The organism is Pseudoalteromonas byunsanensis (assembly GCF_001854475.1).
Lineage (GTDB): Bacteria > Pseudomonadota > Gammaproteobacteria > Enterobacterales > Alteromonadaceae > Pseudoalteromonas > Pseudoalteromonas byunsanensis.
Genome location: NZ_MNAN01000032.1, coordinates 68364 through 92694 on the forward strand (window position 1 = coordinate 68364; position 24331 = coordinate 92694).

General features: G+C 42.4%; 18 protein-coding genes. 4 read left to right on the top strand and 14 right to left on the bottom strand.

What is annotated here, in order from left to right; genetic code table 11:
- Positions 1–51 precede the first annotated feature (51 nt).
- Positions 52–852: a DUF2989 domain-containing protein gene (locus BIW53_RS12305; protein WP_070992324.1), complete on the top strand. Its 801-nt coding sequence runs from the start codon at positions 52–54 to the stop codon at positions 850–852.
- A gap of 62 nt (positions 853–914) precedes the next feature.
- On the opposite strand, the gene BIW53_RS12310 is transcribed toward BIW53_RS12305, so the two are convergent.
- From BIW53_RS12310 to BIW53_RS12325, 4 genes are all read right to left on the bottom strand, one after another.
- Positions 915–1499 (bottom strand): MlaC/ttg2D family ABC transporter substrate-binding protein, encoded by a 585-nt coding sequence (locus tag BIW53_RS12310; protein ID WP_070992325.1) that lies wholly within the window; start codon positions 1497–1499, stop codon positions 915–917.
- A 282-nt stretch (positions 1500–1781) separates the two neighbouring features.
- On the bottom strand, positions 1782–2777 hold the full coding sequence (locus BIW53_RS12315) for a zinc-binding dehydrogenase (protein ID WP_084228149.1): 996 nt from the start codon (positions 2775–2777) through the stop codon (positions 1782–1784).
- A 104-nt stretch (positions 2778–2881) separates the two neighbouring features.
- Positions 2882–6049 carry an efflux RND transporter permease subunit gene (locus tag BIW53_RS12320; RefSeq protein ID WP_070992326.1) on the bottom strand — a complete coding sequence of 1056 codons (3168 nt, stop codon included), beginning with the start codon at positions 6047–6049 and terminating at the stop codon, positions 2882–2884.
- Between the two features lie 3 nt (positions 6050–6052).
- The gene (locus BIW53_RS12325) at positions 6053–7237 is read right to left on the bottom strand and encodes an efflux RND transporter periplasmic adaptor subunit (RefSeq protein WP_070992327.1); all 1185 of its coding nucleotides are present in this window, start codon (positions 7235–7237) and stop codon (positions 6053–6055) included.
- A gap of 121 nt (positions 7238–7358) precedes the next feature.
- On the opposite strand from BIW53_RS12325, the gene BIW53_RS12330 reads away from it, so the two are divergent.
- Positions 7359–8330 carry a LysR family transcriptional regulator gene (locus BIW53_RS12330; RefSeq protein WP_070992328.1) on the top strand — a complete coding sequence of 324 codons (972 nt, stop codon included), beginning with the start codon at positions 7359–7361 and terminating at the stop codon, positions 8328–8330.
- A 78-nt stretch (positions 8331–8408) separates the two neighbouring features.
- Here the strand turns inward: BIW53_RS12330 and BIW53_RS12335 are convergent, their stop codons facing one another.
- From BIW53_RS12335 to glk, 4 genes are all read right to left on the bottom strand, one after another.
- Positions 8409–10013, bottom strand: a complete 1605-nt coding sequence (locus tag BIW53_RS12335) for a putative bifunctional diguanylate cyclase/phosphodiesterase (protein WP_084228150.1) — start codon at positions 10011–10013, stop codon at positions 8409–8411.
- A gap of 245 nt (positions 10014–10258) precedes the next feature.
- On the bottom strand, positions 10259–10498 hold the full coding sequence (locus BIW53_RS12340; protein WP_070992329.1) for an HP1242/YdcH family protein: 240 nt from the start codon (positions 10496–10498) through the stop codon (positions 10259–10261).
- Positions 10499–10674: 176 nt separating this feature from the next.
- Positions 10675–11688, bottom strand: coding sequence for a LacI family DNA-binding transcriptional regulator (locus tag BIW53_RS12345; RefSeq protein ID WP_070992330.1), 1014 nt, complete (start codon positions 11686–11688; stop codon positions 10675–10677).
- Between the two features lie 21 nt (positions 11689–11709).
- Positions 11710–12708, bottom strand: coding sequence for a glucokinase (glk, locus tag BIW53_RS12350; RefSeq protein WP_070992614.1), 999 nt, complete (start codon positions 12706–12708; stop codon positions 11710–11712).
- Positions 12709–13006: 298 nt separating this feature from the next.
- On the opposite strand from glk, the gene BIW53_RS12355 reads away from it, so the two are divergent.
- Positions 13007–14026, top strand: coding sequence for a LacI family DNA-binding transcriptional regulator (locus tag BIW53_RS12355; protein WP_070992331.1), 1020 nt, complete (start codon positions 13007–13009; stop codon positions 14024–14026).
- A 275-nt stretch (positions 14027–14301) separates the two neighbouring features.
- Here BIW53_RS12355 and vioE read toward each other — a convergent pair whose 3' ends face one another.
- The 6 genes from vioE to BIW53_RS12385 all read right to left on the bottom strand — a co-directional run bounded on the left by vioE (position 14302) and on the right by BIW53_RS12385 (position 23652).
- Positions 14302–14907: a violacein biosynthesis enzyme VioE gene (gene vioE / locus BIW53_RS12360; RefSeq protein WP_070992332.1), complete on the bottom strand. Its 606-nt coding sequence runs from the start codon at positions 14905–14907 to the stop codon at positions 14302–14304.
- 12 nt (positions 14908–14919) lie between these two features.
- On the bottom strand, positions 14920–16044 hold the full coding sequence (gene vioD, locus BIW53_RS12365) for a flavin-dependent violacein biosynthesis monooxygenase VioD (protein WP_070992333.1): 1125 nt from the start codon (positions 16042–16044) through the stop codon (positions 14920–14922).
- Positions 16044–17333, bottom strand: coding sequence for an NADP-dependent violacein biosynthesis oxygenase VioC (vioC, locus tag BIW53_RS12370; protein ID WP_070992334.1), 1290 nt, complete (start codon positions 17331–17333; stop codon positions 16044–16046). The genes vioD and vioC overlap by 1 nt, the downstream gene beginning before the upstream one ends.
- 3 nt (positions 17334–17336) lie before the next feature.
- Positions 17337–20372, bottom strand: coding sequence for an iminophenyl-pyruvate dimer synthase VioB (gene vioB, locus BIW53_RS12375; RefSeq protein ID WP_070992335.1), 3036 nt, complete (start codon positions 20370–20372; stop codon positions 17337–17339).
- 53 nt (positions 20373–20425) lie between these two features.
- On the bottom strand, positions 20426–21718 hold the full coding sequence (vioA, locus tag BIW53_RS12380) for a flavin-dependent violacein biosynthesis tryptophan-2 monooxygenase VioA (RefSeq protein WP_070992336.1): 1293 nt from the start codon (positions 21716–21718) through the stop codon (positions 20426–20428).
- 518 nt (positions 21719–22236) lie between these two features.
- Positions 22237–23652, bottom strand: coding sequence for an MATE family efflux transporter (locus BIW53_RS12385; protein ID WP_070992337.1), 1416 nt, complete (start codon positions 23650–23652; stop codon positions 22237–22239).
- A 221-nt stretch (positions 23653–23873) separates the two neighbouring features.
- Between BIW53_RS12385 and BIW53_RS12390 the strand changes: the two genes are divergently transcribed.
- Entirely contained in the window at positions 23874–24323 is a 450-nt protein-coding gene (locus BIW53_RS12390; protein ID WP_139158840.1) for a YtoQ family protein, read from the top strand.
- Positions 24324–24331: the final 8 nt, after the last annotated feature.

The following is a 24331-nucleotide window of genomic DNA, read 5'->3' on the forward strand; positions in this document are numbered from 1 at the left end:
CAATTCATTGGGCTAGAATATTTATAATAAATTACGACAAGAGGAAATCTCATGGCATTAAGACAATCAATTGTCTTGTCTGTATTGCTATTGGCAGGCTGTGATAACCCAATAACGTTAAGTCGGGTTTGCGACGAAACGCCTGGATTTTGTAATGACTTAAACACAGATAGTCATTGTAGAGAAGAACGCGCGGAGGTAATTGTTGCGCGTTACCATGAATATAAAAAGCCTACCGATGAAAATAAGTACCAGTTACTTAAACTATTCGAAGACTACGATCGTTGCGTTTCTCTTGCCGCTAAAATTGAGCACATCAAACTAAAAGAAAAAACTACTTCTCGCGTTAATGCTCATTTGACAAGCCTAAAAGAAATCAACCGTATTTTTAAAGAAACACTCGACACGACTCACCCTGGGTTGCTTTATTATCATTGGTCACGCAATGCCAACAGAACTGCACTGAATAAATTGCTCAATATGCAAGAACAAAAGGTTGTTAAAGACGATCCCGAAATACAATTATTTCTAGCTACGTTTTATGCCAAAATAGACGACGATAAAACTGTAGACCTGCTGTATCGCGTACTAGAACTAAACAAAAAAGGGCAACAGCCGGCTCCGGAAGTGTACGAAACGCTAACCAGCATTTTTTATAAACAAGAAAAATACAAGCACGCTTATACCTTTGCCAAAGTCGCAAAGCTATCTGGTTTTGATAGTGTCGATATTATTCCGATTGAGCATCACATCGCAAGCCTTGGTAAATCACTCGATCCTTTGAACGACTTGGCTCAAAAAACCTACAACAGCATCCAAGAAGGTACCTTTGTGTCGCCGCGAGAATTTTAAAAAAAAGAGCAGCCATCGCTGCTCTTAAACTTTTAACTTTAAAAGTCGGAAAGTTAAAACTGTTACGCTTTGTTTTTGAGCTCTTGTGTTACCTGAGCTAAACCCACCTCAGAAATACGTGAAATAATTTCTTTTTGCTTAGCACTCAGTAGTGAAATGCCCTCTGCAACCATATCGTAGACTTTCCAGCTACCATCTTTTGATTGCCTGAATTTAAAGTGCATATCAATATCGGGGCCAGTTGTTTCTTTAATAACCACTTTTACGGTAGCGAATTCATTGTCACCACTTAGCGGCAACTCTTCAAACTGAACTTTTTGGCCTTTGTACTGCAACAAGGCGTTAGCATAAGTGGTCACTAAATAGCTATCGACCGCATCAATAAACTCTACCGCGTCGGCACGCTGCAAGCCTTTTATATGCTTGCCCAACAATTTAAACGACACAAACTTCACATCAATATGCGGCATTAAGCGACTACGTACGATGTTCTTCATGACTTCGGGTTGTGCTTTACCATCTTTATTAACCGCTTTAATGTCGGTAAATAAATCGTCACCTACTTTGGTAATTAATTGATACGGAGTGTCTGACGCAAAGCTAAATGCTGAAAATAGCATTGCCAACACAATGATTAATCTGTTCATGAGTAAACGTCCTAAATGTTTATATGGCGATATATTACGCAAACATTTCATGCATAAAAAGATGCAAACAAGCACATATTCGATGCCAAATCAGCACCAATAGATTTCCGTTTATTGTTGCTGTTCATCACGCACAAATGTTTCGCACGCATTATAGCTAATGCACGTCAAAACAAATGTTAGGATTTGTAAGGAGTGTTGAAAAAGTGTGGTAAGGGCCTGATGGTAAAATTATTTAAATACCACCTGCCATAATAGCGAAGAAATTTTTATGTACCGAAATTAAGCTACTTTTATGCTCTGAAAGGTACCTAAAGCATGTTGTGTTTGGCGTAAAGCTCGCGTGATTTCACCACTTTCAAAAGCAACGAGCTCATGTTTTGATATACGCAGATTCTCTTGCTGAAGATTGTCCATCAATATATTGCCTAGAAACGACATACGCTGCTGGGCACATATACTCTTTGCCAACCAAGCTCCAGGTAAAGACACCACACCAATATTCGGCGCCTTTTTAAATAATAGAGCGTCGTCAAGCTGTGGCAAACCAGAAATACAACTGATCCGGCCGCAAAACTGCAACAGTGATAATAACTCATTGGTGTATTTACCGGTGCTATCGATAACACCTTGCACGCCATCGTATCCATATTGACGCTGGATCAGATCGGCAAGATTTTCATCTTGCTCTGCAAACACCGCATCTGCTCCCAGCTCTTTTAAAAGCTCTTGAAAACCATCAGGGCAACTGGTAAACACCATAAGCCCTTGTTGTTTGGCAAATTGAATAGCCAACTGACCTGTACAGGTATGCCCTGCTTCAATAAAAATCGAATCACCTTCATCCAGTTGTAATTTCAGCAAGGCAATTAACGCTGTCATACCAGGAGTTGGCAAGCAAGCAGCAACAATGGGGTCAACATGTTCAGGAACCACAGCTAAGGCATAGTTAGCCACAGCGACATATTCACTCATCACCCCAGGGGTGCTGATATCATTGTGCCACATCACTCGCGTGCCAACACCCGGGTGCATTCCCTTAGGCGCATCAACTACAGTTCCAACAGCATCAAAGCCCAATACATGAGGATACTGCCAGCAGGGCGCACCTTGCTGGGCAAACTTCTCATCTAAACTACCCAACCCCGTGTATTCAACCTTTACTAACACTTGCTGTGCTGTTGGCATTGGCGTGCTCAACTGGGCCTGCTGCAAACGAAAGTGCACACCCGGCTCTGCAAGTAGGATTGCTTTCATGGTTTCAGGTATTGTTGTCACGCGATTCTCATTCTATTTTAACTGAAGGCTTATTAGCTGTATGCCATGTTCTAATAACCGTTTTAATTATTAGAACATTCATTGTTGCGCAGCTCAACTATAAGTTAATCATGTGTCAAAATCTTTATAGGATCTGGTACATTTTTAGCTTTTTTACGACTGACCAACATATAAAATACCGGTGTAAATAGCAATCCAAACAGTGTTACTCCTAACATACCAAAGAACACAGCCACTCCCATTGCGTGACGCATTTCTGCACCTGCACCTGAAGCTAAAACCAAAGGAATTACGCCAGCGGTAAATGCAATCGAGGTCATTAAAATTGGTCTGAGACGCAATCTACAAGCGGTGATGATTGCTTCTAACGCGGTTTGCCCTGCATCGTTTTGCTCTTTAGCGAATTCCACCATTAAGATGGCATTCTTACAAGCTAGTGCGACTAACACGATCAATGCAATTTGCGTGAATATATTATTGTCGCCACCTATCCACCAAACCCCAAGCAATGCAGAGAAAATTGTCATCGGTACTATCAAAATAATGGCTAACGGTAGTCTTAAACTCTCGTACTGTGCCGCCAACACCATAAATACCAACAACACCACCAGCGGAAAAATATATACCATAGTATTGCCCGCCAATATTTGCTGATAAGTCACATCGGTCCACTCAAACGCCATACCATTGGGTAAATGCTGAGCTAATATTGCTTCCATTGCCTGCTGGGCCTGATCGGAACTAAATCCCGGTGCAGGGCTGCCGTTTAGCTCGGCACTTGGGTAGCCATTGTAGTGCATAACCCTATCAGGGCCTGTAGTAGGTGTGGCTGTTAATACAGAACCTAACGGCACCATATCGCCTCGTACATTGCGCACCTTTAGCGCCAATATCTGCTGTGGGTCTAAACGACTTTGCGCTTGAGCTTGAGCTGTAACCTGATAGGTACGGCCAAACAAGTTGAAGTCATTCACGTACAAAGACCCCATATACACCTGCAATGCATTAAATACCTCAGACAGTGGAATGCCTTGCAACAATGCTTGCTCTCTGTCGATATCTATATCCATTTGCGGCACCTGAATTCTAAAGCTAGAGAACATTCCTGTTAGTGCAGGGTCTTTTCGTGCTTCATTGGTCACGGTTTGCAATGTATTAAATAACGCTTCAAACCCCTTGTTACCTCTGTCTTCAATTTGCAGTTTAAAACCACCAGTTGTGCCCAAGCCTTGTATTGGCGGGGGAGGAAAGACAGCCACAAAAGCTTCATCTATTGCAGTAAAGCGTTTGTTAAGCTCCATCGCAATCGCCATTGCTGACAAGCTCGGGTCATTACGATTCTCAAAGCTTTCAAGGGGTGTAAACACAATGGCCGAATTTGGGCTATTGGTAAAACCGTTGACCGATAACCCAGGGAACGAAACCGTATTTGCTATACCTGGGACTTGCAAGGCTATTTGCTCCATCTGCCTCGTTACAGCTTCGGTTCTGTCTAAACTCGCGGCATCCGGTAATTGGGCAATTGCGACTAAATATTGCTTATCTTGAGCTGGGATAAAGCCACCGGGCACAGCATCAAACAGCTTAACCGTCGAGCCCAAAAGCGCTACGTACAACACCATAACCACAGCAGACAATCTAATAAGCTTTTTAACCAGCTTTTCATACCCTTCACTGCTTTTATCAAAAAAGCGATTAAAAGGAGTAAAAATCCAGCGTCCAAATACCTTATCCAATACGCGTGTTAATCCATCGGGCTTACTACCATGAGGTTTTAGCAGTAAAGCCGAGAGCGCTGGTGATAAGGTCAGCGAGTTAATTGCGGAAATAATAGTCGAGATGGTAATAGTAAGTGCAAATTGTTTATAAAATTGCCCTGACAGCCCCGTGATAAATGCTGTTGGGATAAATACCGCACACAGTACAAGCGCAATAGCGATAATTGGTCCTGTCACTTCGTTCATCGCCAGCTTAGTTGCTTCTACTGGAGTATGTCCGTTCGCTATATTTCGTTCAACATTTTCAACAACAACAATAGCATCATCAACCACAATACCAATTGCCAGCACTAAGCCAAATAGTGACAAGGTATTAATAGATACTCCGAGCCATTGCATCACCGCAAAAGTACCAACCAAAGATACAGGTACTGCGATCAATGGAATAATTGAAGCACGCCAAGTTTGTAAGAATAGAATCACCACTAACACTACCAGTACAATGGCTTCAAGTAAGGTCGTAATAACCGCATCGATTGAACCACGCACGAACACTGTAGGGTCGTAAACAATGTCATACTCTACGCCTTCAGGGAACGATTCGCTTAAACGGGCCATTGTTTGACGAACTTGATCTGACAACTCAATAGCATTTGAACCTGGACGTTGAAAGATTGGCATCGCAAGCGCAGGCTGTCCATCTAGCAGTGCTCGCAATGAATAATGATCCTGACCAAGCTCTATTCTTGCTACGTCTTTGAGTCTGGTCAGCGCCCCCTGCTCACCAACTTTGATAACCACTTGTTCAAACTCTTCTATGCTACCAAGACGGCCACGCACATTAAGCAGAACTTGAAACTCAGACTCATTTGCCGCAGGTTGAGCGCCAAGACTACCCGCTGCGACTTGTTGGTTTTGCTCACGTAATGCCGTAACAACATCCATAGCCGTTAACTGGTTTGCCGCCAGTGCATCTGGGTTAAGCCAGACTCGCATGGCATACTTACCACCACCAAATAGCTGCACATCGCCAACTCCAGGCAGACGCGCTATCTCATCTTTAACATATAAATCTGCATAATTAGATAGGTACGTTGTGTCGTGACTGTTTGTCGGTGAGAATAGATGTACCACCATGGTCAAATCAGGTGACGCTTTCTCAGCAACAACGCCTAACCTTTGTACCTCTTGAGGTAAACGAGGCAGTGCGCTATTTACACGGTTTTGCACTTGCACCTGTGCCCTGTCCAAGTCCGTGCCCAACGCAAATGTAACCGTCAGCGTCATGCGTCCATCGCTGGTCGCTTGAGAAAACATGTACAGCATATTTTCTGTACCATTTATTTCCTGCTCAAGGGGTGTCGCCACGGTTTCAGCGATAACTGTCGGATTCGCGCCTGGATAACTGGCTGATACCACGACTGTTGGAGGCACAACTTCAGGGTATTCACTGACCGGAAGTTGGAACAAGCTCAAAGCACCTGCAATAAAAATTACCAATGAGAGCATGGCCGCAAAAATGGGCCGCTTAATAAAAAAGTGAGAAAAAGACATCCCTTATTCTCCTCGCTCAGCTACCAATAGAGACGGTTGGCTTGAAGCATTCATGACCAACAGTGCTTTATCGGGTTCAACTTCTACCATTTTCGGAGCTATAGGCATTCCGGGGCCAACTCTGGCGGGACCATTAACTGCGATTTTGTCCCCAGGCTTTAAACCTGTCAAAATCGCACGCATAACTCCGTAGCGCTCACCCAGTGTAACGGGTCTATATTGCAGCACATTGTGCTCATCCGTTACTAACACAAAACGATTTTTTAGGTCCGTGCCAATGGCTCTCTCTGGTACCAACACCTGTTGCTGAACATCATCAGCGGCAATACGCACGCGAACAAATGCGCCAGGTTTTAATTGTTCCGTTGCCTCAAAGACCGCTCGAACACGTAGAGTACCTGTTTCGCGGTTAATATGATTATCAACAAAATCAACCGTTCCACTATGTTCAAACCCTTGCTCACCAAGCATTTGCATCACAACCTGAGTCTGTTTGTTACCACGCAGCTGATTAAACTGTTTATGCCATGTGCGCTCGTTAATATCGAAATATGCATAAACAAAATCATTTGATACCAAGTGAGTTAACACGCTAGTACCTGCCTGTACTGTGTTGCCTGTGGTCAACTCAGCGCGAGATACGATGCCTTTAATAGGCGCTTTTACTTCGCTATAGGTTAGATCTAGCTTTGCGGCATCGAGCTTAGCTTGAGTTGCCATAACATTGGCTTGATGCTGATCTAGTAAAGATCGGCGCTGCTCCACTTCTTCTTGAGAAATCGATTTGGTATTTAATAGTCTTGCAGCTCTTTTTACATCGCGTTCAGCTTGAGATAATTGTGCCTTTGCACTGGCTAGTAAAGCTTCTAACTCAGCCACTTTGACCATGAAAGGACGTTTGTCTAGCGTGAATAGCACGTCACCTTCTTTGACTTTCTGCCCTTCTTTGAAGTTAACCTCTGCAATATTCCCTGATACACGCGCTCTAAGCTGCACAAACTCAACGGCTTCTAAGCGGCTAGTGTAAGTAAACCAAGGCTGTACTGAGTAAGATTTTACCGCTGTAACATCAATAGGTTGTTTAAATTCTTGCACACTCTGCGCTGGGGCCTCTGCATGTGATTCACTACATCCTGTCAAATAGGCTAAGCAGCCCAGAATCGCTATCGTCACGAGTGATTTTTTCATGATTTGATCTCCTAATACTGATTGCAGACAGTGTATAGATCAGAAAAGAGACAAAAAAGCATCGTTTTTTAAATTATTTAATGCCAAAATGGCACCAATAAACATTTTAGAGAAACTGAATATGGACACAAGTACACGCTTATTAATGTTTTTGGATGTTGTAGAAAGAGGCTCTTTTGCTAAAGCTGCACAAAATAGAAACATTGACCGTTCAGTTATTTCCAAACAAATTAGTAAGTTAGAAGATGAACTTAGTGTTAGGTTGTTAAATCGTACAACCCGTTCGTTTTCATTAACGGCTGCTGGTGCAGAAATGGTCAAAAAGGCCCAGCAATTAAGAAGACTACTCAGCGAAACTCAATTACTTGCAGAAAATTATCATACTGAACCCAAAGGCCTGCTGAAAATAACGAGTTCAACGATTATAGGTAGGCGCTACGTACAACCAGTTGTAAACGAGTTTCAAAAGCGCTTTCCACAGGTTGAAGTGGAGTTGCGTCTTGAAGATAGATTAGTCGATGTGGTCGGTGAGGGTTATGATCTGGCTTTTCGCGTGGGTGAGCCCAAAGACTCAACTCTGATTGCTCGTAAAATAGCGAGAAATCGACTGGTTATTCTGGCAACCTCACAGTTTATAGACACCTTTGGTGAACCAAAAACCATGCAAGAGCTTGCCAATTTGCCAGCTGCAACTTATGCCAGCGATGGGCTCAAGGTCACTGGCATTCACTACTTGGATGACCAAGACGAGCCACAAGAAATTCCGATTAAAAGTGTCTTCAGAAGTAATGATGGTGAGTTGCTTATGATGAAAGTACTCTCTGACACGGCGTTTTGCACTGTACCTGCCTTTTTGGTAGATCAGGAGATCATCAATGGTCAATTGGTCCCCCTACTAACCAATGTCAAACTGACCGATTATTCTGCTTTGTATGCTGTTTATCCACATCGAGATTTACCCGTTAGAACAAGGCTATTCTTTGATGCAATGCGTGAATATATCGGCAAAGATACGCCCATTTGGGAAAATAACATACCAGATTTTGACAAATTGTATGGCTTCAAAACCCCTATAAAAGCACCGCTTTTCTAGGAGCTAAATTACAGTGATGGACAATCATAGCCACTATACAAACAACTCACTCAGTGGCGTACAGTGCAAAGTAATTTACTAGTATTTTTTTAATACACTTTTTACCAACCCATTTGATTTGATCCACTTTGCACATTCTTCCAATGGTAGCGCTTCGCATATATTAAAGCCCTGTAAATAATCACAACCGATAGCGGTTAAGTAACTCGCCACATTGTCATGGTTAACTCCTTCGGCAACCACACTACATTTGAGGCGTTTTGCCATAAACATGGTTGTTTCAACAATGATCTGCGATTTTTCATCTTTCACACAAGCTTCAATAAAAGAGCGATCGATTTTTATTTGTGATACTGGTAGCTCTTTCAGTAGCTTAAACGAAGAAAAACCAGTCCCAAAATCATCTATGCTCACCGTAAATCCCATATCAATGAGCACCTCAATCAGTGCTTGTGTTTGTGTCATATCAGCAACTACCATGCTTTCTGTCAGCTCAAAGGTAATATGCTTAGCGGCAATTTGGTTATCGCTTAGCAAACTCGCTAACAAGTTGATCAACTCTTTATTTAAAAAGTCATAGCTAGATAAGTTAATATGAACGACTAAATTTTCGTCACACGCCAATAACGCTGGTAAGTCTGCAAACACTCTCTTAATTACAAATAAGCTCAGTTGGCGGATCAAATTACTACTCTCAGCAACGGGCACAAAATGCTCAGGCATCATAATTGTACCGTTTGCTTGTGGCCAACGAGCAAGAGCCTCCACACCATGTACCTCGGCACTCTTGGCTTTGATCATCGGCTGATAAAATACTTTCAGTGTATGCTGAGCAAATGCTTCTTTAAGACCAACTGAAATGTGAAACTCCTGGTCACACCCTTTGTGCAACACTTCGTCAAATATCACCAAAGATTGGCGTGAACGCTTAGCACTGTACATAGCGATATCCGCATCGCGTAACAAAGTGGTGCAATCGCTGAGTTCGCTACCACGATATAGACTTACTCCTGCACTGTAATATACATCAACAGCCACATCGTCAATCTGTAACGGCTGATCCAACGCCTTAATAAGCGCATTGTTTTGTGCATAAATAGTTCTTTCTGTAATGCCAGAAATAAGTATTACAAACTCATCACCACCCATGCGAAAAAGCGCACTACCAGGCAATAAAGCTTCCGTCAGCCTATGAGATAAAGCAATCAGCACTTTGTCCCCAAACAAGTGCCCTACCGAGTCATTGATCTGTTTGAAATTATTTAAGTCGACCAACATGACTGCAAACGCATGACCTTGAGAAATTTTTGCCTCGATGGAGTTGACGCAATGCTCTCTGTTATTCAACTTGGTTAGAAAATCTGTTTGCGCATGAAAGCGCTCATCTTCAACAAGCTTCGCCAGCGTTGTCAGGCTTTGATGAGCCATATGATTGACTATTAAGACAAATATAGAACCAAAAAATAGGATACTTGCCAAGCCCACATTGAGTAGCTCGACTTGCTCTCGCTCAAATAAATAGGCGGTAAAAGCGCTATAACCCAGTATAAAAAATATAATTAGCCCAAATAGCACCCGCCAACCAAATTGGTGAGAAATCTGACAGATTTTGTATGCCCAGTGAAGGGATAGGCACAGCCCAACAACTCCAGCAATAACAAGAATGAGCGCTAACAATCCCACATATCTACACCATCATAAAAGCAATGATTAGAAGTATAGTGGAAAATATTACACTCGGACTTTTAACTACTGTGTGGCTCATTGATGAACAGCATAGTAAGTAGTTTACCCAGCATCTTCGTGGTTGATACTTTAGGGTTTAAATGGAAGGCCTTGTCTGATAATACTGTGAAGCAATCTACCCAACCTACCAGATACTCAATCACTTCGTAATTTGGTAGGTTGGGAAAATTCTTTCTCTCTATCTATGCGCATTTCAATATACGATATAACTGGTCTTTCAAATATAAACGACGTTTTTTCAACGATTCCAAATACTCATCAGAAGTATTTTCTAATCCTTCTTCAATGCGAATAACCTCATGGTCTACATTGTGATAATCGTCAAACAACCTAGCGAAGTGACGATCTTTCATTTTTAGCTCATGGATTTTGTCTTTAAACTCAGGTAACTCTTTAGCAAGACTATGGCGCTCAATATTCATTGTTCAATTCCTATTGTCTGTTGTTATGTCATTTACCATTAGCTGGTAGCTTTACAGTACGCCTGAGTAGCCAATTGAACCTTGATCTAACACAAGGTTGCGTGGCTATTTACCATAAAAAAAACCCTGCGATGTGCAGGGCTTTTGGGCAAGTATAATAATTGAAATCGGAAACTTTACTTATGTTGTGCTGTTGACTCTCGGGTGATCAGTTTTGCTTCAAGCGTTGCCTGATAAACTGGCGTTTGCTCATCACCTATTTGTAAAATCAATTGCTCTACAGCTTGACGTGTCATCTCTTCCACTGGCTGTGCAATGGTTGTCAATCCAGGCCAAATATGGCGAGCAATTGGTGCATTATCAAAACCCGCAATAGAGATGTCTTGTGGTACTTTTAGTTGTCTTTGGGTTGCGAGCTTTAACACCGCGGCAGCCATGTAATCGTTTGAAGCAAATACAGCGCTTGGCCTTGGGTCTAAATCTAGTATCGCCTTGGCACTATCAGCACCGGAATGGTAGCTAAAGTTACCCTCTGCAACCAATTTGGGATTAAAGGCTATATTGTGCTCGGCCAATGCACGTTGATAACCTGAAAAACGCTGCTCGGTAGCACTATGATCTGGATGACCTTTGATAAAAGCGATATTACTATGACCTAGTTTTATCAAATGCTCAGTGATTTCATACGCGCCTAGCTCATCGTTGCTGCGCACTGATATTGACTCAGCATCATCAATGGCCGACGCAACACGCGCAAAATGCACTTTCTTTTTCTTCAGAAAATCTATTAATTCTTGTGAGTCTGAAAATGGCGGTGTTAATACCATGCCATCTAACCTAGATGTGGTAAGTAAGTGCTCGATGTTGGCAATAAGCTCTTCACCGCGCAGCTCACATGGATGGATAAGCAAATTGTAGTGATGCTTGTGGCAAGCTTCCAATGCTCCACTTTGTACCCGAGTTATATAGCTTTTACTTGGATTATCATACAGGCAACCAATAATGAAGCTTCGATTTCTCGCCAAACCACGAGCGATAGGATTGGGCGTATAGTCCAGTTCTTTAAATACTTTTAGTACTTTCTCACGCGTTGCTGGGCTAACGTTTGGCTCATTGTTAAGTACTCTGGAAACCGTTTTTTTGGATACGCCAGCGTAGGTTGCAACACTATTAATGGTTACTTTTTTCATGCAATTATTCCAGGCCCCTTGCTATGCGCGACGCTCATGCAAACATGCCGCAGCACCAATAAGAGGAATATTGTCTTGTACTACTAAAGTCACCGGGATTTGTCCAACGTACTGTGACATTAACCCTTTTTCAGTGAACCGTTCAATAAATCGACTTGATAATAAGCGATCTGTCATGCGAGGTAAAATACCACCTCCTATATACACGCCACCTAGCGCACCAAATGTCAGAGCTAGATCACCTGCTACACTGCCCATCCAGTCACAAAAGTGAGTTAAGGTTGCATCACACACTTCACACTCAGCTGCAAGCTGGCTAATTTGTGAAGCGTTCAGATCCATTGGAGTATGACCTTTTACTTCGGCCATTGCGCGATACAAGCGCGCAATTCCCGGGCCTGAGAACACACTCTCTATTGAAACATGTTGTAAATTGGAACGCAGTGCATGTAGTAGTTGCCTATCTAAAGCTGTCACTGGCGCCAAATTAATGTGTCCAGCTTCACAACTCATCACTGCACTACCATTAATATCGCGTGCTAAACACGCAGCACCAAAGCCTGTACCCGGCCCCATAACAGCGATGTTGGCATCAGGTTCAGGTTGGCCTGACTTAATAATTAAATTCTGTTTTGCGTCCAAATACGGTGCAGCATAGGCAAAAGCAGCAAAGTCATTGATAACTGCTAGCTCGTCAAACTGCATTTGAGTTTTGAGTTCCGCAATACCGAAATGCCAGCCTAGATTTGTTAAGTAGACCTGTTGAGACTTAATTGGGCCTGCAACCGCAAGACACGCTCTTTTTGGTCTGTCTATCGGTAATTGGCTAAGAAAGCGATTTAGTGCGGCTTCAAAAGACTGGAATTCTGCACTTGGGTAGGTGATCTGATGTTGTATTTCGAATTGACGAGTTTGTTGACAATAATCCGCGACGATGGCAAATCTTGCGTTCGTTCCACCAATATCGGCAACGACAATTGGATCGAAATCTTTATGTTGGTAACTTGTTGTCTGGGTCATGTTGTTTTCTCTTTTGTCATTGCGCGATAAGCGCTTATTTTTATGCACCAAGCCCAGGTTGCCAGTGCAAGTATTTCTATTGGTCATTCAGTTAATTTTGCACGCTAACTGACGTAAAAAAAGTGCTGCCCACACTTGTTGGGCAGCCAATACGTTTTGACAACAAAATGATAAAACACCAACATTATGACACCGGTGTCAGAAAGTGGCAATAAAAAATTTAGGTTTATGGCGAAATTGGTTGAAATATTTGTTCAGATCCTGACAATGACTGAGTTAACTACTGTTGAGTATAAAAATGAAGCATAAAGGTAAAGCAACATCTTTTGATATTGCCCACTACGCTGGTGTGTCGCAGTCTACGGTTTCGCGTGCGCTGAGAAATAGTCCCTTGGTCAATGAAGAAACTCGACGCAAAGTGCACGAAGTTGCAGCTAAACTTAACTACAAAGTAGATAAAAATGCCAGTAACTTACGTACCCAGCAAAGTAGTACTTTAGCGCTGTTACTGTTTGAAGACCCCACTACTGATGAGTCACAAATCAATCCTTTCTTTTTGAGTATGCTTGGCAGCATTACGCGCGCCTGCTCTAAAGAGGGATATGACTTGTTAGTATCGTTTCAATCAAGCAGCCAAGATTGGCGCGCCGATTATGAAGATAGTCATCGCGCCGACGGTATTATTTTATTGGGCTACGGTGATTACCTAGACTATCAGTCTCGTTTACAACAGCTGTTAGAACAAGACACAAAATTTGTTTGCTGGGGTGCCAAGGTTGATGGTAGGCCTGATCTGACGGTTAGCTGTGATAATTATGGTGGCGGACAACTGGCCGCACAGCATCTAATTGATCAAAAACGTACAGATTGTGCTTTTATTGGTGATGCATCTCACCACAGCCCTGAGTTTTTTGCTCGCTACAAAGGGTTTAAAGATACTTTTCAGGCGCAAGGTATTCAATTAAATGAACGCAAAATCGCCAATGCTATCTCCACTGAAGATTCCGGCTATCATGCTACTAAATCTTTAATCGCTAATAACATTCACTTTAATGCACTGTTTGCAGCCAGTGATTTAATAGCCATCGGAGCTATCCGCGCGCTACAAGAGGCGGGTATTGTGGTTCCTAATGATGTACGAGTAGTAGGGTTTGATAATATTCCTGCGGCAAGCTATGTGTCTCCTGCACTAACCACTGTGCAACAAAATACCACATTGGCGGGGCAGATGCTGGTCTCAAACTTACTCAGCCTGATCCGTGGTGAAACTGTAGAGTCTACTTTGTTACCGCCGAATTTAATCATCAGAAGTACCTAAATGTTTATAGATAGCAGCATCCAAAGTACACAAGCTAATATTTTAAAAATATATTGAATTGCACGCTTTAAACTCAAATGTATTACATTTCTCACCCTAGTGAGGATTATTTGCCTAATAATAATTCGCCAGGTTTCCATCAACTGACATCATCAACTCTGAACCTGTGTGCGTATGGGTAAAGACATTATACAATTTAGTACGATTAAAGCCTTCATGGCCAACCATGTCAGTTTACATGGTTGGCATGCCTCATTCTCAGTGCCAAAAACCGCTTATTCGAGCGATTTTAGTTTGATTACTTCAAACGTGCTAGCAGGTATGGTTAGTGTGTTAAAATTCGGAAAGTCCCGAACCGATGCATGAACACTGGGGTCCCCTGTCACCATTCTCAACAACTGATTGGTGCCTGCTGCAAAATAATACGTTGCAGGGCCTTTGCCATTCGGCCGCTCGAACGTCCACGCTTCTGCGGACTGACCTAGTACGTCGTGTAACCCCGCAAATTGCGCATCACACTGCAGCAGCACATCTTGCGTTAAAATTAACTCATGACACACATCCACTTCATCATCAAGCACCGATTCGATAAACTCACTGCCCATGTTGGTGTGCGCTCTGGTGTATGCGACTTTCGCTTTAAAAGATTCATGGCTACTTGGATACATAACTTCCGACATCCATAAACGATGGCCCTTTTGTGCTTCGCTCCAAGGATTAAATAGGCCATCAATACGACACACGTTATTCGTATAGTCAAACCAACAATAACCTGAGGTGATATCGTCTTCGCTCAGCATTGGTTGCCAGTAAGATATATAACTACTACTCCAATTATCTGGCAGTCTTGGTGGTACTTTATCTAGTTTGTTCAGTTCCATATATAATACCTACTAACGCTGTAGCGCATATTTAAGCGCTTCTTGTAATGCTTCAGGAAGCGCGGGTAGTGACGCTCGTCTTTGGGCAAATGCCTGTGCTATTTCAGGGGTTGTCAGGTGCATGTTGTCTTGTGCACTTTCAAACCAAAGTCGGCTAATTTCAGCATGTTGACTGAACAACTTCATAATAGGCATGACACGCTCATTAAAATCTTCCAACGCCACATCCATGTTCTGACTGTGTTGATGTACTGACTTAACTAATAATTGAGCGCCAACAACCGCCATAGTTGTACCGTGACCAATAGAGAAGTGACCAGACTGCAGGGCATCTCCTAGCAAAACCACATTACCATCATACGCTCTCTCATGGCTTAAGGTCATAAACTGTCGCCATTTTAAACCCGGCTGTGCAATGACAGGCTGTTGGTCAAGCTCTCGACTAAATACAGCAGCAATGAATGCTTCGGCTTGCTCTGGTGACATTTCATCTAAGCCAGACTTTTGATACGTCTGTTCACTACATTCAACAACAAAGGTACTCATTTTGCTCGAATACTTATAAGAATGAGCAACAAATACGCCACTAGAGTGGGCTTTGAAAATGAGGTTCATTTCATCAAACAGTTTTGGCGTGCCGTACCACATGTAGCGGTTTTTACCAAAATCGACTGCAGGTTTAAGCGCTTCTCGGTAAAAATGCGTGGTATGGCTAATACCATTCGATACCACTACAAGATCATATTGGTCACAAGCCATTTGCGCTTCATCTAACACAGGTTGTTCATACTCAATACGAATATCAAGGCTTTCACAAAGATCTCGAAGCGCTTTAATCATGGATTTCCGTTCTGCGCCACACAAGGTTACGCCCGTACTTTTCATCGCACTGTCGTTGTGGTGTGTCAGCTTAAACGTTTCTAAATACTGCGCATCGAGCGCTTCATGATCTAATAAATAAGATAGAGGATTCGCCGGATGATGAGGTGCTCTGCCCGGCAGAACCACACCCCACCCCACACTTTCTTCTTGGTCATTTTTTTCGATAATACGAATATGCCACTGCGGATTGAGTTTTTTAATTTGGCTTGCAAACATTAGTCCGGCCGGACCTGCACCTATTACTAAAATGTTCATTAGTTCATTCTCCCTATTTTGTACCAAACATTTTGTTTTTGTTGAACGTCCCTGAGTTCACTGTACGCCATAGAGGTAAAGTACAGCTTTTCAGCCATATCTGGCGGATAAAGATCGGGGAACTTTTTATTCATATATCGGGCAAAGCGTGCGCGCATAAAAAAGACAGGATTAGAACAAGAAAGGACTTCATAGTTAGCACGAGCCATATCTTGCATCGCATCCGCTTCTTTCTTACGCAACTGGGTAAACTTTGGCAATATCTCATCTGGGTCGCCGTCGTATTGTGCAAATAGCTGATCTAAAACAAACGCATCTTCAAGCGCCATATTCATACCTTGACCTAAAAATGGCGCGGTTGCATGTGCTGAGTCGCCTATCAGAACAGCCTTATTTTTATAATGGAAAGTAGATGAGCGAACATTAATTAAATCGTTGCTAGGTTTTTCCATAAATTGCTCAAACAAAGACTGACGAACGTCATCAGGAACCATTTGATAGTATTGTTCAAAGAAAGCACGCATCGCAGTACTATCTTTACTGTGCAAACTCACCTTACCTGTGTATGGCAAACACACCGCAAAACTGATACTCCCATCAGGAATAGTTGCCGCCCTGCCTGCAAACTCTCCACCTGAGTCCATGCCAAAGAAGTACAATAGGTCACTACGCAACCCAACCTTCGACGCATCAGGGATCACCAGTGTTTTATAGCCATGCTTAAAAAACGATTGATGAAATTCGAAGCGACGACAATGCGTTTGCATCGCATCGCGTACACATGAACGTGCGCCATCTGCAGCAATAATTAAATCCCCTTTATGGGTCGTAAATTGCCCCGTATCGTCTTGGGTTAAAATGCTGGCATTGTCTAAATCGACCTCTACACAGCGTTGATGGTAGTGGTATTTTACATCAGCCAGATGTGCATATTTATTTAACAAAACCTGAAATGCACTGCGACTAAGTGATAAGGGCTTTAACTCATCCAATGGGGGTAATTCCCTAACCTTGGCCTGAGCGTTAACAAAAAACGCCATCCCCGACACTTGCACGCCACAGGCTTGTAATTCTTCAAGTGGGATCCCCGCGGCCACAACCGCTTCGATTCCCCGGACGGTCATGCTTACGCCAATCGCCCTAGAGCTAACTTGGTCAATGTAATCTGTTTGACTGTCTAACGGATTACCTCTTTTCTCAATAATATGCACTTCATAGCCACGTCTTGCGAGGTAAATGGCGGTTAAACCGCCTGCCAAACCGCCACCGACGATAATTATTTTTTTCATTTATTAGCCTTCCCTTGAAAGATTTCCTGCTGCAAGATCTGCCATTTGCTGTTGGAAAAACTCCAGCAGTTCTATTTGCGTGTCAGGTGTTTGAATAAGATCTAAATTTCTTGCCATATCAGCCAAATATGCACAGCGCTGCGACAATTGAACACAGCCCTTCTCGTAATCCACAGCCACTGATGATTCAACGCCTTCTGGTACAGGTGGACCAGCATTGCGCCCCTCAATCCCTGAAGGTAAGGTCATCAAATGCACTGATAGTGGACGTAGAATGCCCGTCATGAGATCTATTGCCGCGTTCATCAAACGAGATCGCCGCAAACTCCCTCTTGGTTTTTGGGCAAAATGATGCATCATGATTTGAAACATCAGCTCATGGCATTCTTTGTAAAACCTCATTAACGACTGAGCTTGTGGGTTAGTAACAAGGTTACATCCAGCTCTGGCTTCAAAAACTGGGTTTTTGAGCACGGGGTATGCGCTCTCAAAAGGTATATCTTGCTGATTAAGTACTTTTGAGATCTGACGCAGCCGATTAAAGTGGCTTAGCTCAAATTGCTCGGTTTGCTCACAAACTCCCTCGCCTTGCTCGGTTACAAATTGAATCGCAAACAGTGCTGTCTCACGGTTGTAGACCTCAAACTGATAACCCGGGTAATTGCGATTGACCACTTCATTTAAGAACAGGTGATGCTCGCCGCCTGACCCGACACTGCCTTGAGGGTAAAGGTCGGGCAGTTCTTCAAAGGCTTGCTTTATATCCGCGTAGAAATCAGCAATAGAGCGACCAATGGTAGGAATAAATGTAGGCCACTCAAAACGCACAAACTTGGCTATCATCTGTGCACTAAAAGGCTCAAAAGAAAAGTCGGTATCTAAGCCAAATTTACTGTATGCCTGCTCAGCTAGAACTGGTGTACCTGCATAAAATGGCTCACCGAGCGACATGAGCAAGTTATTAACCACCAGGTAGTGGATCATTTCTTCATGAGCTATTTCCAAAAGAACACCACGCCAGCCGCTATTGTGCCTTCTATCTGAACTACCATTTACAAGCGCAAGCTGCTCGTTTGTCCAGCGTCCAGCCTTAACAAATTGCTCACCGGCAGCATAAGTTGGCAACGAATATGCGCTGTATAAATATTGCAACATGATAGACAATTCAAGATCTACCGCATCTCTTAGTGCCTGAATAAGTTGAGCTTTGTTTTTTATTTTGCCTGTTATGGCTAATTCGGTGTTACACGGAGGCAAAGACTTCGGTATGGCCGAATTTTCAACATTGCTGAGATATTTTAAAAATAGATATGACTGTGCCTGAGACATCTCACGAGTACTGGGCATGTAATAGCTCTTGTGCTTATTGTTCGGATCGCACATTTGCCACATTAGGCGAGCGTATGTCTCGCATTTGCATTTATCTGCCATGCTAAACACTTTGTCTGCCATAAACGGGTATATAAATTCATAATACGCCATGACATTTTTATACAGAAAATCATAGTCAACCTGTTCATCAGGCACATCCAACAATGCCCAATCGTCACCCAATACACGCACCTGTAACGGACTATGTTGTTCACCTAAAAAGATTTGCCCACTTCCTGGAGACAAAGCCTCAACCAAAAACTGGCCCCGACCATTCTCGGCGGTTTCAATATGCGGATCGCATGATAAGCGCTGTGTCGAACAATTGTGGCTCGCAAGTTTATTGATCGAACGAGGCGCTCCTCTGAAATAACTGTACACGTCTATAAGCTGATTACTTTTCTGATTTGATTTAGGGTTTGGAGACTCCATATAAGTAATATGCTGCTCCCCTTGCACGTACCAGTCCGTTTCATGCCAACTATGCTTGTCACTGACAAGCTGTAAAGACTGATTAGCAAGGTCAGAGGCATTCAATTCGATAGGAATGTCAATGATGCCCGCACACTTGAAGCTATTTTTATACAGTTGCTCTGGAATTATCGCGAGGGTTCGGCCATCTTTGGTCTGAAGCTTCAAATCGCCAAGTGACACTTTATCTGCCAACTTCGCAGGCAGACCCGATTCGACTGGCAAATTTTCTAAATAACCCTGATGACCAATGCTGATTGCCATATTCAAACTTAACCCGTGCTGCGATGTCTGAAGTGCGATATTCGAGAAATGTTCATGGTTCTCGGGTTGTAAAATCCTACCCACAGGGCAAGTGGCCATTTCGTGCTCACGCCATAACCCAATGCTGCCATGTAAGTCACAAAACACTGCCATATTCGGCTGGCTTGGTGGCGACAAATTACTCACGCAGTATTGCACAATCAGTCCTTTAACATCTGGTTGTGCCAGTGCTAATTTAAGGTGTTCTAGAAACTCAGACTCTAAATTCAGCTGGTTAATAATAAAGTCTTTAGAGTCTTTGCTTAGCGTGAATTGAAACAGTCGAGCCGCGGCCAGTTCAGCTGCAAAGCCATGGGGCTGAACCTGCTCGATATAGCCTGGGTTTAACCAACGTACTCCGTGAGTACAATCTATATCAGCAGATAGCACATGCGCCGTATTGGCTTCGCTATGTGGTGCACCAATGGTTAGTTGACCTGCATAAATCAGTGCTGAATCTGCTCTAGTTGGGTCATTGTCCACCCAACGGGCACGATTAAATGAGGTCCGTAAATATTCATTATAATGTCCCCATAAATTTAATGTGCCGCCTAAAAGCGGGTCATGCTGCAAACATTCACCTGGGCGAATTTGCAGCGCTGTAATTTCTGTATCATGCCATGAGAAGTGATTGTTTCCCGACATGTTGTAACCACATGCTAGACTAAACTGTCCGTCTTCATCCGCCACTCCTTGGGCGTTAAGTTTAGGCCCAAGTGACTGTAAATATTCGTGGTATGCCTTTGGGGGCATATTAATATCTACAGCCTGCCCTTCGTGTAACACTGTATTAGTGGCAATCTCTAAAGTATTATGGACATTACGATTAGCCGTTGGCACATTAACTCTTGCAACACCTTTAAAATGTATCCGTGGTAAATCTAAAACGCTCATTTATATTCCACTTCTTTTTATTTCTTTTATATTGAATTGATATTCTTGAACCATCATATGTATGCCACCTCTTTTTCATGTGTGTGATGCTGTGTGCTTTGCTTAGCGATGATTGCCTGCGCAGTATGTCTGCCAGCCAAAATCCCCCCTTCCATCCAGCCGCAGTGATGTGTATAAGCATCAGAAAGAGAGATGACGCTGTCATCTCCAAGCGTTAAATAGAAAGGGTGTTCTGGACAGCACTCTTTTGAAAACTCAACGCCATGGATCCAGAATTTATGCGTGTGAGAGTGTGCGACAGGGATAGACTCAGGTGATTGATTTAAAGCATCTGCAATGAAGTTTCTAACAGCCTGTAGATAATGCTGTTCTCCTTGACTAAACATATCTTGCCAGTACAGTGCATTTTCACCATCAGTGTAAAAAAACACATATTTACTATCTTTAAAATACAGCTTGCGGATTGGATTTCGGGTAATTACGACATGATCTGTCAACCCTAACTCTTGCCACCATGGCTCTGAGTAAAAGAAGAATCCTTTAAACAAAGGACTTGAACCATAGCTATAATCGGTCCAGCGCGTGGGAAACTCACTATCTAGTTGCTGCATTCTTGAAGGAGGCAAGGTGACAATTTTATAGCCCTCACTGAGAGTTTGTCGCAGTCCTTTGTGGTCTTCAAGGATAAGATTATGACTATCAAAACTATGCTCTATGGCTACTAATTCTTGATTAAAATGAAAGTTCACACCAAGCAGTAAAGCTTGCTCGTATAGTGCCTGCGTCAAAGCAGAAAAGCCCTCTTTCAAGTTGTACCACTGATAACCAATGTTCTCAGAAAAGCCCTGTGTCTCTGGGTGCTTCTCAATAATATCGTAGGCAATAGAAGGTGAAATAATGGGTAGCGAAAGAGAGTCATAGCCCAACGCCATAATCACATCTAACGCTTTGTTTTTTCCCAAATAGGTAGATAAAAAGTGGCTGAATGACTCATTACGATGCTCTTTAATCAACGGCTTTAAATTATCGAGCAATTGCTTAAGTTCTTTCTGAATCGGCTGTGACGCTTTTAGCTGCGTGAATGGAAATGTTTCGTACTCAAGATTAAGTGTTTTCACTAACTCATAAACGTTTACATGTATTTGTGAGCAAAACCTGCCAGCGCCCAAATCAAGGAATTGATCATTTATGAAGGTCGTGTGTGCTCGCCCACCTACTCTTGATTTTTGCTCATAAACATTAATAGACCAGTTTTTGCAAGTTTGAGAGCGAGCAAGTGTCAGCGCGCATATGATTCCTGAAATACCAGCTCCAACGATAGAAACTGAGTGTTCAATATTAGACATCGTTATATTCCTTGATGATTCTGAGCCATAATTCGTTAAATTTTCATAGTATTTACTGCTTCTATATCTATGTGTTTGTTCATCTATTATTACCGGACCAAGTAATCTAGTACCTTGGTCGGGGAAGCAAGTTACGGCTTTTATGTTTCAGAAATCTTAAAGTTTTGTATACATAACAAGTCTAATCTCGATATCTTCACCCTATTATTGATAAATAACGTTTATTGAAAGGCATAAAGCCATATAAACACAACAATCAAGCTCTATTGCGTTAAATTGCATATAAAAAACACAATTAAATGAATAAAAAGAACTTTTTAAAATAAACCGTTAATATGCAATAGTTTATTTATTAATATACAGGTCAATAAAAGAGAGAAAAAAAGAGGGTAAATTTAATATCCACAACAGGAACAAGCATTTAATTTAAATTATAAAGAATAAGCTAAAATGAACATCAGCATCACCATAAAGTTATATTTGGCAATACTGAGTCCATTAATTTGCAATTAATATTTTTATATGAATTTTTTATGTTTCAGTGGCAAATCTTCACGATGCGTCAAATACTGTAAAGTTAGCAATGAGAAGCCCAGAGCAAATATCCCACCAACAACATCAGCAATAGGAAACGCCAGCCAGAGATCTTCGTTAGAAAAGTATGTGGGCAATAGATACATAAGCGGAAACAGTAGAATATAGTTCCTAGCTGCATCCAAAAATGTAGCAGGGAGTGCACGACCCATCCCCTGAAACAGCCCGCTGGACATCATACAAAACCCTGCAGTAATGAAGCCAGAAAAACACACTTTTGCAATATCTGAACCTAATTCGATCACTTCCATATCACTGGTAAACAGCACCATGAGTAAGTCGGCATTAAAGCACAATAGCCAAGTAACAAGCAGTCCCCAGAGGGTGCTTGCACAAATCGCTATGAGATAAGCACTGCGAACTCGTTGGTATTGACCCGCACCATAGTTAAACCCAGACAAAGTCTGCAGCGCAATCATCATGCCTATGATCGGTAAGAACAAAAACATATAGCAGCGCACTAAAATACCGTGAGCTGCAATAATGGTATCAGGCTGTTCACTAAAAAATGTCGAAATAGAATATACCGTAGCAGCCAATGTCAGTGAAAAACCACCATGAGACATCAACACAGGTAACCCTAAGCTAAGGATTTTAAAATGTATTTTGATGGGACTAAATAAATAAGCCTTATTAAAGCTAACCTTACTCTCCCCATTATTATGTAGTTTAATCCCAAACAACAAGGCCATAAAAATAGCGATAATTGTGGCCCAAGCAGCTCCTGACACACCCCAACCAAAACCAAATATAAACACAGCATCTAGAATGATATTTAAGATAGATGCGCTGGACAAAACCTGCATCATTGCCTTGGGATTACCTGATGCTCGAAAACCCTCTGTTATTTGATTACTCGCAAAACCTATCGTCCAAAATAATACAATTGGCGTGATATAGTCCGTGGCATTTTCCCTAAGATCTGGTGGTACTTTTAAAAAGTCAAAAATTGCCACTAAGTTAAAATATATGAGTAAGCACAAAACAATCGAAATGGTTATCGCCAATAAAAATGAAGCACTAAATACCGTATCAGCATCTTGCTGGCGTTTGGCACCTAAATAACGAGAAATCAATGATGCCATACCGCTACCAAGCATGGTGCTGATAGCTATTAGTAACATCTGGATCGGAAACACTGCTGATACCGACGCCATAGCGTGGCTACCAATGCCTTTTGAAATAAAAATGGCATCCACAAAACTATAAAGGCCATTGATCACCATACCAAGTGTTGTTGGAATGGCTATCAGTAAGAATTGCTTAGTGATATTGCTCGTAAGTAACGGCGTGTCCGTGTGTTCTAATTCAACGTCAACACTTGATGACTGTGTGCTCATAATTATCCTTAAATTTAGATATGGCTAAACCAAGGAAGTATAAAGATGAATTGTTACCAATGTTAAACAGGTATGAAGTTTATTGATTTTAGCGGCCCTTCTCTGATAACGAACAACTCTAGTGGTGTTTTGCACAAATTAACGCCTTTATTTTGATAATGAACATAAGCACGTTACTCTGTTGATAGAAAAGCAACTACAGAGTCATAATGGAGATAAGCGTGACACTTAAAGTATACCTGAGTGGAGAAATTCATACCGACTGGCGCGAACGAACTATCGCGCTCTGCAAAGCCGCCGATCTGGATATCAAATTTTCATCCGCAGTGACTAATCATGAAGCGAGTGATGCGGCGGGTGATTGCCTTGGTGAAGAACATAACGGATTCTGGCGCGATCATAAGTCAGCCAAGGTCAATGCTATCCGCACTAAAACACTCATCGAGCAATGTGATTTGGCTGTGATTCGGTTTGGTGAACAATACAAACAATGGAATGCGGCTTTTGATGCGGGCTACTGCGCAGCAATTAACAAGCCTTATATCACACTACACAGCGAAGCATTAATACATCCATTAAAAGAAGTCGATGGTTCAGCTCAAGCGTGGGCAACAACACCCGAACAGATTGTTGAAATATTGATGTATCTATTATCCGATCAGTTAAGCTAACATGGCCG

Excerpts from the sequence above, each read along its gene's own strand:
- BIW53_RS12310 (WP_070992325.1), bottom strand. The coding sequence starts at position 1,499 with ATGAACAGATTAATCATTGTGTTGGCAATGCTATTTTCAGCATTTAGC.
- BIW53_RS12320 (WP_070992326.1), bottom strand. The coding sequence starts at position 6,049 with ATGTCTTTTTCTCACTTTTTTATTAAGCGGCCCATTTTTGCGGCCATG.
- vioB (WP_070992335.1), bottom strand. The coding sequence starts at position 20,372 with ATGAGCGTTTTAGATTTACCACGGATACATTTTAAAGGTGTTGCAAGA.
- BIW53_RS12330 (WP_070992328.1), top strand. The coding sequence starts at position 7,359 with ATGGACACAAGTACACGCTTATTAATGTTTTTGGATGTTGTAGAAAGA.
- vioA (WP_070992336.1), bottom strand. The coding sequence starts at position 21,718 with ATGTCTAATATTGAACACTCAGTTTCTATCGTTGGAGCTGGTATTTCA.
- BIW53_RS12345 (WP_070992330.1), bottom strand. The coding sequence starts at position 11,688 with ATGAAAAAAGTAACCATTAATAGTGTTGCAACCTACGCTGGCGTATCC.
- BIW53_RS12340 (WP_070992329.1), bottom strand. The coding sequence starts at position 10,498 with ATGAATATTGAGCGCCATAGTCTTGCTAAAGAGTTACCTGAGTTTAAA.
- vioC (WP_070992334.1), bottom strand. The coding sequence starts at position 17,333 with ATGAAAAAAATAATTATCGTCGGTGGCGGTTTGGCAGGCGGTTTAACC.
- vioD (WP_070992333.1), bottom strand. The coding sequence starts at position 16,044 with ATGAACATTTTAGTAATAGGTGCAGGTCCGGCCGGACTAATGTTTGCA.
- BIW53_RS12325 (WP_070992327.1), bottom strand. The coding sequence starts at position 7,237 with ATGAAAAAATCACTCGTGACGATAGCGATTCTGGGCTGCTTAGCCTAT.
- vioE (WP_070992332.1), bottom strand. The coding sequence starts at position 14,907 with ATGGAACTGAACAAACTAGATAAAGTACCACCAAGACTGCCAGATAAT.
- glk (WP_070992614.1), bottom strand. The coding sequence starts at position 12,708 with ATGACCCAGACAACAAGTTACCAACATAAAGATTTCGATCCAATTGTC.
- BIW53_RS12305 (WP_070992324.1), top strand. The coding sequence starts at position 52 with ATGGCATTAAGACAATCAATTGTCTTGTCTGTATTGCTATTGGCAGGC.
- BIW53_RS12385 (WP_070992337.1), bottom strand. The coding sequence starts at position 23,652 with ATGAGCACACAGTCATCAAGTGTTGACGTTGAATTAGAACACACGGAC.
- BIW53_RS12355 (WP_070992331.1), top strand. The coding sequence starts at position 13,007 with ATGAAGCATAAAGGTAAAGCAACATCTTTTGATATTGCCCACTACGCT.